At 54.7% G+C, this 14669-nt stretch carries 12 protein-coding genes and 1 tRNA gene; 5 read left to right on the top strand and 8 right to left on the bottom strand.

Features of this window, described 5'->3' with window-relative positions:
* Positions 1-80: 80 nt before the first annotated feature.
* The 6 genes from FQ187_RS05690 to FQ187_RS05660 form a co-directional block, all read right to left on the bottom strand.
* Complete coding sequence (locus tag FQ187_RS05690) at positions 81-302, bottom strand: formate dehydrogenase subunit delta (protein WP_095131521.1); 222 nt, start codon at positions 300-302, stop codon at positions 81-83.
* Entirely contained in the window at positions 299-3181 is a 2883-nt protein-coding gene (gene fdhF / locus FQ187_RS05685; RefSeq protein WP_149628733.1) for a formate dehydrogenase subunit alpha, read from the bottom strand. Before fdhF ends, FQ187_RS05690 begins: the two co-directional genes overlap by 4 nt.
* On the bottom strand, positions 3178-4737 hold the full coding sequence (locus tag FQ187_RS05680; RefSeq protein WP_149628732.1) for an NADH-quinone oxidoreductase subunit NuoF: 1560 nt from the start codon (positions 4735-4737) through the stop codon (positions 3178-3180). Before FQ187_RS05680 ends, fdhF begins: the two co-directional genes overlap by 4 nt.
* Positions 4737-5213, bottom strand: coding sequence for a formate dehydrogenase subunit gamma (locus FQ187_RS05675; protein WP_149628731.1), 477 nt, complete (start codon positions 5211-5213; stop codon positions 4737-4739). The genes FQ187_RS05680 and FQ187_RS05675 overlap by 1 nt, the downstream gene beginning before the upstream one ends.
* Positions 5214-5928: 715 nt before the next feature.
* Positions 5929-6240, bottom strand: a complete 312-nt coding sequence (locus FQ187_RS05670) for a DUF3077 domain-containing protein (protein WP_149628730.1) — start codon at positions 6238-6240, stop codon at positions 5929-5931.
* Positions 6241-6737: 497 nt separating this feature from the next.
* Entirely contained in the window at positions 6738-8780 is a 2043-nt protein-coding gene (locus FQ187_RS05660; protein ID WP_149628729.1) for an ATP-binding protein, read from the bottom strand.
* An 861-nt stretch (positions 8781-9641) separates the two neighbouring features.
* On the opposite strand from FQ187_RS05660, the gene FQ187_RS05655 reads away from it, so the two are divergent.
* Positions 9642-10658, top strand: coding sequence for a hypothetical protein (locus FQ187_RS05655; protein WP_149628728.1), 1017 nt, complete (start codon positions 9642-9644; stop codon positions 10656-10658).
* A 9-nt stretch (positions 10659-10667) separates the two neighbouring features.
* Positions 10668-11270: an NADAR family protein gene (locus FQ187_RS05650; RefSeq protein ID WP_149628727.1), complete on the top strand. Its 603-nt coding sequence runs from the start codon at positions 10668-10670 to the stop codon at positions 11268-11270.
* Between the two features lie 142 nt (positions 11271-11412).
* Here FQ187_RS05650 and FQ187_RS05645 read toward each other — a convergent pair whose 3' ends face one another.
* Both FQ187_RS05645 and FQ187_RS05640 read right to left on the bottom strand, forming a co-directional pair.
* Positions 11413-11742 (bottom strand): hypothetical protein, encoded by a 330-nt coding sequence (locus FQ187_RS05645; protein WP_149628726.1) that lies wholly within the window; start codon positions 11740-11742, stop codon positions 11413-11415.
* Positions 11743-11894: 152 nt separating this feature from the next.
* Positions 11895-11979: transfer RNA gene (locus FQ187_RS05640), tRNA-Leu, on the bottom strand.
* A 107-nt stretch (positions 11980-12086) separates the two neighbouring features.
* Between FQ187_RS05640 and queA the strand changes: the two genes are divergently transcribed.
* The 3 genes from queA to yajC are packed head-to-tail and all read left to right on the top strand — an operon-like array spanning position 12087 to position 14639.
* Entirely contained in the window at positions 12087-13136 is a 1050-nt protein-coding gene (queA, locus tag FQ187_RS05635; protein ID WP_064679573.1) for a tRNA preQ1(34) S-adenosylmethionine ribosyltransferase-isomerase QueA, read from the top strand.
* A gap of 5 nt (positions 13137-13141) precedes the next feature.
* The gene (gene tgt / locus FQ187_RS05630) at positions 13142-14257 is read left to right on the top strand and encodes a tRNA guanosine(34) transglycosylase Tgt (RefSeq protein ID WP_161990833.1); all 1116 of its coding nucleotides are present in this window, start codon (positions 13142-13144) and stop codon (positions 14255-14257) included.
* A gap of 43 nt (positions 14258-14300) precedes the next feature.
* On the top strand, positions 14301-14639 hold the full coding sequence (gene yajC / locus FQ187_RS05625; RefSeq protein ID WP_129438205.1) for a preprotein translocase subunit YajC: 339 nt from the start codon (positions 14301-14303) through the stop codon (positions 14637-14639).
* Positions 14640-14669 lie beyond the last annotated feature (30 nt).

The raw sequence follows: 14669 nt of genomic DNA, 5'->3' as shown, positions 1-14669 counted from the left end.
AGGTTGCGGTGTTTACCCCCTTAACTGACCGGCATTAGCCCCTTCGCCCAAGGGGCAATTCCAAGGGATCCTGTGCGAACCTAAGCCTCCCAGCCCGCCCCACTGACCGCAGCCTGCGCCAGTGGGTGCAAGTCTGCCCCCTGATGCTCCGTCTGCCAGGCCAGCAACTCCTTGCGCATACCGGGCGTCCAGTACATCTGCAGGTGATTACGCACGCCGAGCACGGCCTGTTGCTGATCCGGTTGGCTGGCGAAGTACTGGGCGATCTGGTTGGCCATTTTGATCAGATTTTCAGTGCTCATCGGCGTACCTCGGCTTTAGTGCCACGCGCCTGACGGCGTTCGTTGAGCAGACGGTGCTGGTTGTCGCTGAACTCCTGATAGCGTTTTTGCCACTCGGAAGGGTGGTAGACGCGGCTGACTTCCACGGCCGTGACCTTGTACTCCGGACAGTTGGTGGCCCAGTCGGAGTTGTCGGTGGTGATGACGTTGGCGCCCGATTCCGGGAAGTGGAACGTGGTGTACACCACGCCCGGGGCGACCCGTTCGGTGACCCGCGCACGCAGTACCGTTTGGCCGGCGCGGCTGCCGATGCCGACCCAGTCACCTTCGTTGATGCCACGGCTCTCGGCATCGGTCGGGTGGATTTCCAGGCGGTCTTCGTCGTGCCAGGCGACGTTTTCGGTACGCCGTGTCTGAGCGCCGACGTTGTACTGGCTGAGAATGCGCCCGGTGGTCAGCAGCAGCGGATAGCGATTGTTGACCTTTTCCTCGGTGGGCACGTAGCCGGTGAGCATGAAGCGCCCCTTGCCGCGCACGAATTCCTCGATGTGCATGGTCGGCGTGCCGTCCGGCGCCGCGGCGTTGCACGGCCATTGCAGGCTGCCGTGGCGGTCCAGTTCGGTGTAGCTGACGTTGGTGAACGTCGGCGTGAGGCTGGCGATTTCATCCATGATTTCCGACGGGTGCTTGTAGTTCATTGGGTAGCCCAGGGCGTTGGCCAGAGCCACGGTGCCTTCCCAGTCGGCCTTGCCGCCTAGAGGCTCCATGACTTTGCGCACCCGGGAGATGCGTCGTTCGGCGTTGGTGAAGGTGCCGTCTTTTTCCAGGAACGAGCAGCCCGGCAGGAACACGTGGGCGAACTTGGCGGTTTCGTTGAGGAAAATGTCCTGCACCACGATGCATTCCATGGCGGACAGGGCTGCGGTGACGTGTTGGGTATTCGGGTCGCTCTGGGCGATGTCCTCGCCCTGGCAATACAGGCCCTTGAAGCTGCCGCTGAGGGCGGCTTCGAACATGTTGGGAATGCGCAGGCCCGGATCAGGTTGCAGGGTGACATTCCAGGCCTGTTCGAATTGCGTCCGTACCACCTCGTTGGAGATGTGGCGGTAGCCGGGCAGCTCATGGGGGAACGAACCCATGTCGCAGGAGCCCTGAACGTTGTTCTGCCCACGCAGCGGGTTCACGCCCACGCCTTCGCGGCCGATGTTGCCAGTGGCCATGGCCAGGTTGGCGATGCCCATGACCGCGGTGCTGCCCTGGCTGTGTTCGGTGACGCCCAGGCCGTAGTAGATCGCCGCGTTGCCGCCGGTCGCATACAAACGGGCGGCGGCGCGGATGTCGGCGGGGTCTACGCCGCAGATGGGACCGAGGGCTTCCGGCGAGTTGTCCGCGCGGCTGACGAATTCGCGCCAGTGGGCGAATTCGTTGTCCTCGCAACGGGCGTCGATAAAGGCCTGGTTGAGCAGGCCTTCGGTGACGATGACGTGGGCCAGGGCGTTGAGCATGGCGACGTTGGTGCCCGGGCGCAGGGCCAGGTGCAATTCGGCGCGGGCATGCACCGAGTCCACCAGATCAATGCGTCGTGGGTCGATGACGATCAGCCGCGCGCCTTCACGCAGGCGGCGTTTGAGCTGGGAGGCGAACACCGGGTGGGCGTCACTGGGGTTGGCGCCCATCACCAGGATCACGTCGGCCTGCATCACCGAGTCGAAACTCTGGGTACCGGCGGACTCGCCAAGGGTTTGTTTCAGGCCATAGCCGGTCGGCGAGTGACAGACCCGCGCACAGGTGTCGACGTTGTTGTTGCCGAACGCGGCGCGCACCAGTTTTTGCACCAGATAGGTTTCTTCGTTGGTGCAACGACTGGAAGTGATGCCACCAATGGAGTCGCGGCCGTATTTTTGCTGTAGCCGACGGAATTCGCTGGCGGCGTAGGTCACCGCTTCATCCCAGCTCACTTCCTGCCAAGGGTCGTTGATGTTTTTGCGGATCATCGGTTTGGTGATGCGATCCGGGTGCGTGGCGTAGCCCCAGGCAAAGCGTCCTTTGACGCAGGAGTGGCCGTGGTTGGCCTGGCCATTCTTGTCCGGAACCATGCGCACCAGCTTGTCGCCTTTCATCTCGGCGCGGAACGAGCAGCCCACGCCGCAATAGGCACAGGTGGTGATCACGCTGCGTTCGGGCTGGCCCAGTTCGACCACGCTTTTTTCCATCAGCGTTGCGGTGGGACAGGCTTGCACACAGGCGCCGCAGGACACGCATTCCGAGTCGAGGAAGTTCTCGCCACCGGCGGCCGCGACCCGGGATTCGAAGCCACGCCCGGTAATGGTCAGGGCAAACGTGCCCTGGGTTTCTTCGCACGCGCGCACGCAGCGGTTGCAGACGATGCACTTGCTCGGGTCGAAGTCGAAATACGGGTTGGACGTGTCCTTCACGTCGGCCAGATGGTTGTCGCCTTCATAGCCGTAACGCACCTCCCGCAGGCCGACCTGGCCGGCGACGGTTTGCAGCTCGCAATTGCCGTTCGCGGAGCAGGTCAGGCAATCCAGCGGGTGATCGGAGATGTACAGTTCCATGACATTGCGGCGCAGGGTCGCGAGTTTCGGCGTCTGGGTGTGTACGCTCATGCCTTCTGTGACCGGCGTGGTGCAGGACGCCGGATAACCGCGCATGCCATCGATCTCCACCAGGCACATGCGGCAGGAGCCGAAGGCTTCCAGGCTGTCGGTGGCGCACAGTTTCGGAATGGTAGTGCCCATCAGCGCTGCGGCGCGCATCACCGAGGTGCCTTCGGGCACGCTGATGCTGCGCCCGTCGATGTTCAGGGTCACCTGCACGTCGCTGTCGCGGGCCGGGGTGCCCAGGTCGATATCGGTTTTCGGGTCGAAGAGAGTGATCATTGGTCGGCCTCCGAAGATTGCAGACCGAAGTCGGCGGGGAAGTACTTGAGGGCGCTGGCCACCGGAAATGGGGCCATGCCGCCCAACGCACACAGCGAACCGTATTGCATCGTGTCGCATAGGTCCTTGAGGATGATCACTTGCTCTTCGCGACCGTTCTGGTCTGGCGCGGCGAGCAGGCGGTCGATCACCTCCACGCCCCGGGTCGAGCCGATGCGGCACGGCGTGCATTTGCCGCAGGATTCCTCGGCGCAAAACTGCATGGCGAAACGCGCCATTTGAGCCATGTCCACCGTGTCATCCGCCACCACCACACCACCGTGGCCGAGCATCGCGCCGATGGCGGCGAACGCTTCGTAATCCAGCGGCGTGTCGAATTGCGACGGCGGCACCCACGTGCCAAGCGGGCCGCCTACCTGTGCGGCCTTCAGCGGCCGGCCACTGGCGGTTCCGCCGCCGTAGTCTTCCACCAGTTCCCGCAGAGTCAGGCCAAAGGCCCGTTCCACCAGGCCGCCGTGACGAATATTGCCCGCCAATTGGAAGGGCATGGTGCCCAGGGAACGGCCCATGCCGTAATCGCGATAGAACTGCGCGCCCTTGGCCAGAATCAGCGGCACCGAAGCGAGTGTCAGCACGTTGTGCACCAGAGTCGGTAAACCGAACAGGCCCTTCAACGCGGGGATCGGTGGCTTGGCGCGGACAATCCCGCGCTTGCCTTCCAACGAGTCCAGCAGCGCAGTTTCCTCACCGCAGATGTAAGCGCCGGCCCCGACGCGCACTTCCATATCGAAAGCCAGGCCGCTGCCGCCGACATTGGCGCCGAGGTAACCGTTCGACCGGGCAATCTCCAGCGCGTTGCGCAGGGTGGTTACGGCATCCGGATATTCCGAGCGCACATAGATGTAGCCGTAGGTGGCGCCGACGGTGATGCCGGCAATGGCCATGCCTTCGATCAGCAGGAAGGGGTCACCTTCCATCAACATGCGATCGGCGAAGGTGCCGGAGTCGCCTTCGTCGGCGTTGCACACGATGTACTTCTGCGCCGCTTGGGTGGCGCGCACCGTGCGCCATTTGATCCCTGCGGGGAAAGCCGCGCCGCCACGGCCGCGCAGGCCTGAATCGAACACAGCAGTCGCGGTTTGCTCGCCGCCCAGGGCGACGGCTTGGGTCAAGCCCTCGAAGCCGCCGTGCGCCCGGTAATCATCCAGGGACAGCGGCCGGGTGATACCGGCGCGGGCGAACAGCAGGCGTTGTTGGGTCTTCAGATAAGGCAATTCTTCCACCAGGCCCAAGGCCAGTGGATGCGCGGAGGGCTCGCCCTGCAGCGCTTCGAGCACGGATGGCACATCGGAAGCGGTCAGGGGGCCAAAGCCGATACGGCCTTGTGGGGTGTCCATTTCCAGCAGCGGTTCCAGCCAATACAGACCGCGCGAGCTGGTGCGTTGCAGGTCCAGCGGCAGATTGTGTTCCTGGGTCTTCGCGGCAAGGGCGACCGCCACTTCGTCGGCACCCACGGCGCGGGCCAGAGAATCACTGGGCAGATAGAGGCGCGACATCATGCGTCCTCCCGGCAAGCATCAAGCAGGGCATCCAGACGCTTGGCACTGAGCCGCGCATGCACCTGACCATCCAGCTCCAGCGCGGGCGAACAGGCGCAGGCACCGAGGCAATACACCGGGCGCAGGCTGATATTGCCGTCGGCGCTACTGCCGTGATCGTCCAGTTGCAGACGTTCGCGTAACTGCGCCGCAAGCTGCTCGGCGCCGCGGCTCTTGCACGACTCGGCGCGGCACAGACGCAGGATATGCCGGGCCGGAGGCGCGGTACGGAAGTCATGGTAAAAGCTGATCACCCCGCGAACCTCGGCCTGACTCAGGTTCAGCGCGTGGGCAATCTCGGGGATGGCGGCATCGGGGATATAACCGATGCCCTCCTGAATCTCATGAAGAATCGGCAACAGTGCACCCGCAGAGCCCTTGTGGCGCTCCAGCACGCTGTTGACCATCGGCAATTGCAACATCTCATCAGGCATTCAGCATTCCTCACGGTCACGGACAAACCAGAGGGTTGTCGGTCGTCCGAAAGTGTCGGCTGCGGCACTCACACCACGTCACGGTATCGTGGCAATTTCAGGCCGTCGGCCAGGGCACCCTGAGCGGGCATCTTGTTGTGCCCGATGCGGTCTTCGCCGCACCTCTACTGGGCATAAAGGGCAGCTTGCCACGCTGCTATTGATTGAACTGCACCAAAGCGACGTGTTCGGTTCTGCCTACGACTATCCATTAAGTCTAGATGAGTGGGGTGCGGGCGTTCACTCACCGGCCTAATGCCCTGAGGGCCTGTCGATGCCTGATGTATAGCAAGCATCACAGGCAAGAAACAGCATCAGATCCATGGGCATTCCAGGGTGCAGATGCGTTGATCTATCCCGCTGTAAACCCAAGCCATTCCCCCCGAGCCGAATAACAAAAAGCCCCAAAAACCTCGGGCCAAATCCAAAAATCCCAATCACCCCACAAAACCCCTGTGGGAGCGAGCTTGCTCGCGATAGCGCCAGCCCAGCCACCATCAATGCTGAAGATGCCCCGCAATGACAACCCAGCCACCTAGTCGGGCCAAATAATGCCTGTAGCTCACTGCAATCCCTGTGGGAGCGAGCCTGCTCGCGATAGCGCCAGCCCAGCCAACAAAAATGCTGAATCAGCTGCCACTATCGCAAGCCACCCACACCCCACAGGCCTCAAACACTAAGCTTCAGCCTTCGCCCCCGCCCGCTTAGACGCCATCTCATTGTCCCGATCCCGATTCAGCACCTTCACCGCATCATCCACCACCGCCTTACTCATCGCCGTCAAATAATGCGCGGCCCAGGCGTGGCGGTCGGTGTCTGTGGCGTAGGCGGCATCTTCGTTCAGCTTCTTGGCTAGGAACAGGAAGTCAGAAGCCATCGATAACGCATCGCCGAGGGGGACGCCGCGAGTGACATGGAACAGGGCTTGATCCGCGCAGTAGATGGCGGGTGTTAGGCCGATGGTTTTGAGTTCGGGTTGATCGGTCATTGGCCACCTCCGATGAGGGAGAGGCGGTGGGAGAGGGTGGATGGTGGGGCGTTACGCGATTGGGAATTGCGTAGAGGGAAAAGCCAAATTTTGTACGGATTGATGCTGCGCATTATCAGACTCCTTGATATGTGAAGCTGCCGCATTCGTTTCCACACGAATGGGTGACAGCTGTGCGCAGGGTGGAAAACCGGGAATCAAGGAAACCGGCACGCCCGAAGACGTCCCACGCACAGCCGCCATAACTCACGCCACAGGCATAAAAAAAGCGCCGGCAGACGTGATGGGGGCGCTGTTGCGCCTTGAATTACACGGGTTTCCACACCCGGTCGCTGAATTGGCAGCGACGATGCAAGGGTATCGTGCAGAACGTATCCCTGCAACCTTCGAAACATTCGATCCAACCAAACCCTACTTACGGTGAGTGATGTGGTCTGTTCCTTTTTATAGCGAAGGATCGGCCATGCATTCTCGATTGGAAGTGACCAACTACTTTTTTAGCTCTGGTCAGAGATGAGAGGTGGATTTATTAAAAAGTTGATGCCTAATTTATGAAAAAATATTTTGTTTCGAATGTTTGCGTCTTTGAGTATTTTATCCCAGCCAAGAACCTCGATATAGAGATTCAAACTGTCATTCCATTTAAAGTAACCGAGGCGATCAGGCATGGGTTTAAAATCTTTTTCATCTTCAAGCCAGCTTTTGGTTTTTTGAGTTAATTCACAAATCACGTAACCATAAAAAGGCGTATTATCTCCGATCAATATCTCTCTACCCGTTGGTGTTTTGAATTCCCCATTCCGGATTTTTCTCACATATCTTATGATCTGCGTAACTGGGTCTTCGCTGGAGGATGGATTAGTGAAATCATCTCGTTGAGGTTTTTTAAATTCAAAAATAGTTACAGGGTTGCTTTCGATATTCTCGCCTCGAAATAACACTCGTTTATCATAGGCGATGAGGTCAGGGCGGTCGCTGTTGCCTTGGAGTGGTAGGTCTGATGAAAGATAGTGTGTGAAATTCAATCTTTCATCGATTAGCCATAGATTGTGGTCTTTGAGTGGCGTGGTAAGTGAATCCCCCTTTCTAGGGAAGATAATGTCGTGCACTATTCCTTCAGAAGAATATTTTCCATCAGTAGTGTTGATTTCCAAATTCTTTTCGAAAAGCTCAATGATGTTTTTTCTTAATGCTATGTAGTGTACTAAATCATTTTTGCTGGCCTCTGAGATTTTTTCAATTATCTCTGCCGTTTTTTCTTCAATATCAGACGGCTCGGTTGTCTCAAGGATCTGCCGCATTTGGCCTTTGATTTGTACTTCTTGTTCGTATTTTATTTGTTGTAGTCTGCTTTCTATTTGCTCGTCTTCAGCATTATAAGGGAGGTTTGTAAGATCTGCGTGTTTCAGAATCTGGGCATGCCATGGCGCATTATCTCTTACGTAATTTGAAACGCGTTCTAATTTTTTCTGTATGCGAGCCTCTACCTCGGCATCTACTGCTTTTTTTGCGAATTCTGATGCAATACTTTCAATCTGTGACTGGGAAACTCCTAGCATCATGTCGTTTTCTTTTTGGAACTCAAATCCTCCTCTTTCAAGGGATACATTGTCGTCTAGATATTTTCCAAATACATATATTTTTATTACAAAGTTTCTATCTTTTGCTTCGAGTTCATTAGAGGTTTTTTCGTAAAACTCATCAATGAATTCAGGGATGTATTTGTGGAGAGATACGCTGGTAACTTCCCTTCTGTGAGCAACAAGACTAACTTTGCTAGTTTGGGTTTTTGGCGAGTAAAGCTTAAAAACACGCGCTGTAAACAATTCGGGTTGCAGCGTGCTTTCGAGATAAAACTCACCGCCTGCAGATTCAATTTCTTCTATTAAGTGAGAGCCTTCATTTTCAATGAAACTGTTCAGCGTTATGGAGTTGGACTCATCTTCCTCCCTAAGAATTATCTGGGGGAGTAATTCTGGTTTTATATAGAAATATGGTAGTAGTTTTTCTACCAGCACCCTTGCGATCGTTTGAGTCTTTTTCTCTGGAAATTTAACATTCTTTAAGTTGGTTAGTGTGATTCGAGATCCAGAGGTGATAGTTTTGACGATTGATTGGGTTTCGTCAACGATAATGTCGTTGTTTTTTCCCATTTTGAACGTTCGAAGGAAATAATTATTACCGTTTAGAAATGTGCTTTCGATTAGTACTTCATCAAAATACTTTAAGTAAGTTAGGCGTCCAAACCCTTTTCCACCTTCCGAAATCTTGTGCGCTGAATACAACGTATCAAATGATTCTCTGTTGACATCATTAAAACCAATTCCGTTGTCGGTTATGATGAAGCCAGTTATTTCTGGTAGTGAAGAGTCTAACGATATCTGCTTTTCTCTTATGGCAATTACTTCGATTAAACCTTTTTTGGATTGGTTGGCTTCAATTGCCTGAATTGCATTGACTATAGATTCGATTATAGGGGTGTATATGCTTGTTCCAGATCGAATGTTTTCGATGGCTCTACGGATATTTACATTGCTCATAGTGAGTCCTCTTGCAAAAAAAAATGCCATCCTTGTTGAGGCTGGATCTATGATGGTGTAGTCATCGAAAATCCATTTTTCGCATTTGTCTGGTGATATGTCTCCGTCATCTTCTCTCCTAGAGGGCAGTTTAGCAAGGTCTGCCCAGCTTGGTTTTGCTGGGGGGGTGAACTGGTGATTGAAAGGATAGGTGTATATCCATCGAAAAAAAACGGTGAACTATTTTCCGGTCTGCTCAAGCGCTATTGAAGCGTCAAAGCCTTCTCTCCAAAATACAAAAAATTCACCGCTTTAAATTAGATGGCGATCCTGTCTGGTAGGGCCATAATTCGCTATGATGGTTCCAGCTATCTGGGCATGTCGGTTAAGGTAAGAAGAGTTGATGCCCTCTTTGTTTTAAAGCATCGGAAGGTTAGTCTATTGTGCTCGTAATTAACGAATAGAGGTTTTAACAGCTCTACCTCAGTTCAATCATCGCTCGGAAGTTACTCCTCCCACTCCAATGCCGTTTCGAACATACCTTGGTTGGATGGTGCTTGAAAATGAATATGTTCCATTTTTCGTCCTCTTTACCAAGCTCTTCAGCGCCCCCCTCCCCAAAAAAACGGATTCTCCACCTCATCCGATGGCTTCTGACTCCAATCCCACACAATCATTCATTCGCGCTCAACCGGATCGCCTCGACAACACCTTAGTGAACCAACCGCTTAAACACCTCCCGTTGGTAATTACCCATTATCAAGCCCTCACCTAGAATTGAGTTTACGAACTGCTTTTTTAAAAGGAAATTTTTCTAGCGTGACGTCGCGCCAGAATGATGGCACTCTGCCCGCTTCGCAACCATCATCAAGGAAGGACAGCATGACGGAACGTGCAGATCTGATTCAACAGGTGGCTGATGCCATCGCTGACTATCGAGAAGGTGAAATCAAAAAGCCAGACTATCAGCACGTTGACACTTGGATATCCCAATTCCCAACGGCGTCTCAGGCGCAAATCCTTCAAGAGTTTGTCCACGTCCTAGGCAAAGCCTATATGACTAAGATTGAGACTATAAAATTTCTCAATCTTGCGTCGGAACATGCCGTTGTTGTAGGTAAGTTTCCAAGGGCGATGTGGGATACCTCTACTTTGTTAGATATCCAAGAAGGAGGCAATAGTCAGCACGAACTTGTTGCTCTTATAAAAAATATAATTTTGAACAAGTTCGAAATTGATGTTCCAGTCAATAAAGGTGACGCAACCAGATTTTTTTATATTGATGATTTTATCTTTTCAGGCAATCGTGTGATCCAGGACGTAACAAAATGGGTGGCTTCTGCGCCTGATAATTGCGCGCTAACTATTTTGGTCATGGGGTGGCATGCGTATGGGAAATATTATGCAGAAAAGAGGATTTCCGAGATCGTAAAAGACTCAAAGAAAAATATAAAAATTAATTGGGTGCGCCGTTTCATCATAGAGGACAGGAAGAGCGAAATAGATAACTGTGACGTTTTACGCCCCGCGATGGCCTCAAGCGAAAAACTGGTGCTGGACTACATAGAGGCGATGACCTACAAGCCAGTATATCGTAGCCCTGGAAAATGCGGCCCGTTTGGTATATTTTCCTCTGAGGCGGGGAGGAATGTACTGGAACAAGAATTTCTTAATACAGGAATTCTAATTAAGCAGAAGTGCCCTAATCTCAAAAAACAACATCGACCGCTTGGTTACAGTGGTTTAGAGACTTTGGGGTTCGGCTCAATGATAATTACCTACCGAAATTGCCCGAACAATGCTCCTCTAGCGCTCTGGGCAGGCGAGCCATGGTATCCTCTGCTCCCGAGGTCAACAAATGCAGATGCGAAGATGAAACGAGCCTCTGAGGACTGGTGAGGAATAGAGATGGGGAAAGTGGCTATAAGGACCTACACTCGCGAAGGCTGTGTAGTTTTTTTAAAAACAAAAGATGCCTTCGGGGGACTTTCAAATATGGCTGGTGGCTTCCCGTTAGAAGTCAATGGCTCTAGGATACTTACCACTGAGGCTCTCTATCAAGCATGCCGCTTTCCCCACTTAGGCGAAGTCCAACGGCTCATCATAAGTCAGTCCAGTCCAATGACTGCAAAAATGCGTAGTAAACCATTTAGGTCACAAACTCGGGACGATTGGCTAAGAGTTAGGGTTCGGATAATGCGGTGGTGTTTGGCATGCAAACTCATCCAGAATCGAGAAGTTTTCTCTAAACTTCTAATGGAAACAAAAAATCTACCCATAGTCGAGCAGTCAAGCAAAGATAAATTTTGGGGGGCTGTTCCCTCTGGTCCCAACGAATTGGTTGGTGCCAATGTTCTTGGTCGACTGCTTATGGAGTTGAGAGAGAAAGTCATAAACAGTCAAATAAGTCTCAGCGAACTAGAGCCGCCTGAAGTTCCAAATTTTCTCTTGTACGGTGCCCCTATAGAAATAGTCACAGACGCAATTCTCAGGGAGAATTCATTGTTTTAATTGATCGCTGCATGCGCATCCGGCTCAATTGCTAACCGTGTTCGATAAGGGGAAAAAGGATCGATTTGTTTTGGATAAGACGTAGTAATCAACGTCTGTATGGGTATCGAGCGATACCGCTTTTTAGATCGCCCGCCGTCAATCATTGAATGTCTTTCAGATAGTCCTTGAGCGCGATGAGCGGGCTATCAAGCTGACCCATCGTCTGCGCCGCGCTGACATCTGCCGCCAACCTACGCAGTTCGCGACCCAGAACTGTATCAATTCCGCCGATGGCCTCCATCGCCAACCCCAAACAATGCGCCACTCTAAACTGAATGCCCTCGATATCCTCCCGGCGCACCAGCAACCCAAATACCTCCCGCTCGTAATCGCTCATGATCGGGTCATCCCGCAGAATCGGACTTTCACCTTCCGTCTCATAAGCAAGCTTGAGGCAGAACAGGGCGACGGTTTCCAGCAGCAGTTCCATGGGATGAATCCTTGAGAATTGTCGTACCCGCCGAAACAAGCGAGAAGATCAAAAGCATCGCCAGCAAGCCGGCTCCTACAGGTCGGCGGCGTGCCAGTCACTTTTCTACAGACGAAAAAAAAGGCCTTGCAAAGCAAGACCTTTCTTAATTTTGGTGCCCCGAGGGAGACTCGAACTCCCACTTCTTGCGAAAACGGATTTTGAATCCGCCGCGTCTACCAATTCCGCCATCAGGGCTCAATGGCGGCGAAGTATAGAGATGAGATTACCGTCGGTCAATCAGGTACATAGAGAATTTTCACTATTTCGGCTAGACTTCCGGCCCCTGCTAGACGAACCCCATCATGCGCGTTGCTGACTTTACTTTCGAACTCCCTGATTCGCTGATCGCTCGCCACCCTTTGGCCGAGCGTCGCAACAGTCGCCTGTTGACCCTGGATGGGGTCAGCGGCGCCCTGGCACACCGTCAATTCACTGATTTGCTCGAGCATTTGCGCCCGGGCGATTTGATGGTGTTTAACAATACCCGGGTGATTCCGGCGCGGCTGTTTGGCCAGAAGGCTTCCGGCGGCAAGCTGGAAATCCTGGTGGAGCGGGTGCTCGACAGCCATCGCGTGCTGGCCCATGTGCGGTCGAGCAAGTCGCCGAAGCCGGGATCGAAGATCCTGATCGACGGCGGTGGCGAAGCCGAGATGCTGGCGCGTCACGATGCGCTGTTTGAGCTGGGCTTTGCCGAAGAGGTGTTGCCGCTGCTCGATCGCGTCGGGCACATGCCGTTGCCTCCTTATATAGACCGCCCTGATGAAGGTTCGGACCGCGAGCGTTATCAGACGGTCTACGCCGAGCGTTTGGGCGCGGTGGCGGCGCCGACGGCGGGGCTGCATTTCGATCAGCCGCTGATGGAGGCGATTGCCGCCAAGGGCGTCGAGACGGCGTTCGTGACCTTGCACGTCGGTGCTGGCACGTTCCAGCCGGTGCGCGTCGAGAAGATCGAAGATCACCACATGCACAGCGAATGGCTGGAAGTCGGTCAGGACGTGGTCGATGCCGTCGCGGCTTGCCGTGCTCGCGGTGGTCGTGTGGTGGCTGTGGGGACCACCAGCGTGCGGTCCCTGGAAAGTGCCGCGCGCGATGGCGTGCTCAAGCCGTTCAGTGGCGACACCGACATCTTTATCTACCCGGGCCGGCCGTTTCATGTGGTCGATGCCCTGGTCACCAACTTCCATTTGCCCGAATCCACGCTGTTGATGCTGGTTTCGGCGTTCGCCGGTTATCCCGAAGCCATGGCTGCCTATAAAGCAGCGGTGGAGCATGGTTACCGCTTTTTCAGCTACGGTGATGCGATGTTTATCACCCGTAATCCGGCGCCACGCGGCCCTGAGGAAACAGTATGAGTCGTATGTCGTTTGAACTGCTGGCCACTGACGGCAAGGCTCGTCGCGGTCGTTTGACCTTCCCGCGCGGTACCGTCGAGACCCCGGCGTTCATGCCGGTGGGCACGTATGGCACGGTCAAGGGCATGTTGCCGCGGGATATCACCGCCACGGGCGCGGAAATCATTCTGGGTAACACCTTCCACTTGTGGCTGCGTCCTGGCACCGAAGTGATCAAGAAGCACGGCGACCTGCACGATTTCATGCAGTGGAAAGGCCCGATTCTGACCGACTCCGGCGGTTTCCAGGTGTTCAGCCTGGGCGCGATGCGCAAGATCAAGGAGGAGGGCGTGACCTTCGCTTCTCCTGTCGACGGCGCCAAAGTGTTCATGGGCCCGGAAGAGTCGATGCAGGTCCAACGTGATCTGGGCTCGGACATCGTGATGATCTTTGACGAATGCACGCCTTACCCGGCCGACGAAGACGTCGCGCGGGTATCGATGGAGCTGTCGTTGCGTTGGGCCAAGCGTTCGAAAGAAGCCCATGGCGACAACACGGCGGCGCTGTTCGGCATTGTTCAGGGCGGCATGCACCAGGATCTGCGCATGCGTTCCCTGGAAGGCCTCGACAATATCGGCTTCGATGGTCTGGCCATTGGCGGTCTGTCGGTGGGCGAGCCGAAACACGAGATGATCAAGGTGCTCGACTACCTGCCGGGTCAGATGCCGGCTGACAAACCTCGTTACCTTATGGGCGTTGGCAAACCGGAAGATCTGGTTGAGGGTGTGCGCCGCGGTGTGGACATGTTCGATTGCGTGATGCCAACCCGTAATGCCCGCAATGGGCATCTGTTCATTGATACAGGCGTGCTGAAGATCCGTAATGCGTTCCATCGCCATGATGATTCGCCGCTGGATCCGACCTGCGATTGCTACACCTGCCAGAACTTCTCCCGTGCTTATCTGCACCATCTGGACAAGTGCGGCGAAATGCTGGGTAGCATGTTGAATACCATCCACAATTTGCGCCATTACCAGGTGCTTATGGCTGGTTTGCGCGAGGCTATTCAACAGGGTACATTGGCCGCCTTTGTCGATGCCTTCTACGCCAAACGCGGGTTACCTGTTCCGCCTTTGGACTGAGTTTTCTGACCCCAAGATTCAACATTTGCAACTGGAGTGCTAAATGAGCTTTTTTATCTCTAATGCCATGGCTGACGCTGCTGCACCGGCTGCTGCCGGCCCAATGGGTGGCGGTTTTGAGTGGATTTTCCTGGTCGGTTTCCTGGTCATCTTCTACCTGATGATCTGGCGTCCACAGGCCAAGCGCGCCAAAGAACAGAAGAACCTGTTGGGCAGCCTGCAGAAAGGCGACGAAGTTGTGACCACCGGTGGTATCGCCGGCAAGATCACTAAAGTGGCTGACGATTTCGTTGTTCTGGAAGTTTCTGACACCATCGAAATGAAGTTCCAGAAAGGCGCCATCGCCGCCACGCTGCCAAAAGGCACGCTGAAAGCGATCTAAGTTTCAACTTTTACTCAATCGACGGGGCGC

It is taken from the genome of Pseudomonas sp. ANT_J28 (genome assembly GCF_008370005.1).
Classification (GTDB): Bacteria; Pseudomonadota; Gammaproteobacteria; order Pseudomonadales; family Pseudomonadaceae; genus Aquipseudomonas; species Aquipseudomonas frigoris.
The sequence above is the reverse complement of the archived record's forward strand: the minus strand, read 5'-3'. Positions and strand labels throughout refer to the sequence as shown.

Coding starts and splice junctions, on each gene's coding strand:
- FQ187_RS05690 (WP_095131521.1), bottom strand. CDS start 302: ATGAGCACTGAAAATCTGATCAAAATGGCCAACCAGATCGCCCAGTAC.
- fdhF (WP_149628733.1), bottom strand. CDS start 3,181: ATGATCACTCTCTTCGACCCGAAAACCGATATCGACCTGGGCACCCCG.
- FQ187_RS05680 (WP_149628732.1), bottom strand. CDS start 4,737: ATGTCGCGCCTCTATCTGCCCAGTGATTCTCTGGCCCGCGCCGTGGGT.
- FQ187_RS05675 (WP_149628731.1), bottom strand. CDS start 5,213: ATGCCTGATGAGATGTTGCAATTGCCGATGGTCAACAGCGTGCTGGAG.
- FQ187_RS05670 (WP_149628730.1), bottom strand. CDS start 6,240: ATGACCGATCAACCCGAACTCAAAACCATCGGCCTAACACCCGCCATC.
- FQ187_RS05660 (WP_149628729.1), bottom strand. CDS start 8,780: ATGAGCAATGTAAATATCCGTAGAGCCATCGAAAACATTCGATCTGGA.
- FQ187_RS05655 (WP_149628728.1), top strand. CDS start 9,642: ATGACGGAACGTGCAGATCTGATTCAACAGGTGGCTGATGCCATCGCT.
- FQ187_RS05650 (WP_149628727.1), top strand. CDS start 10,668: ATGGGGAAAGTGGCTATAAGGACCTACACTCGCGAAGGCTGTGTAGTT.
- FQ187_RS05645 (WP_149628726.1), bottom strand. CDS start 11,742: ATGGAACTGCTGCTGGAAACCGTCGCCCTGTTCTGCCTCAAGCTTGCT.
- queA (WP_064679573.1), top strand. CDS start 12,087: ATGCGCGTTGCTGACTTTACTTTCGAACTCCCTGATTCGCTGATCGCT.
- tgt (WP_161990833.1), top strand. CDS start 13,142: ATGTCGTTTGAACTGCTGGCCACTGACGGCAAGGCTCGTCGCGGTCGT.
- yajC (WP_129438205.1), top strand. CDS start 14,301: ATGAGCTTTTTTATCTCTAATGCCATGGCTGACGCTGCTGCACCGGCT.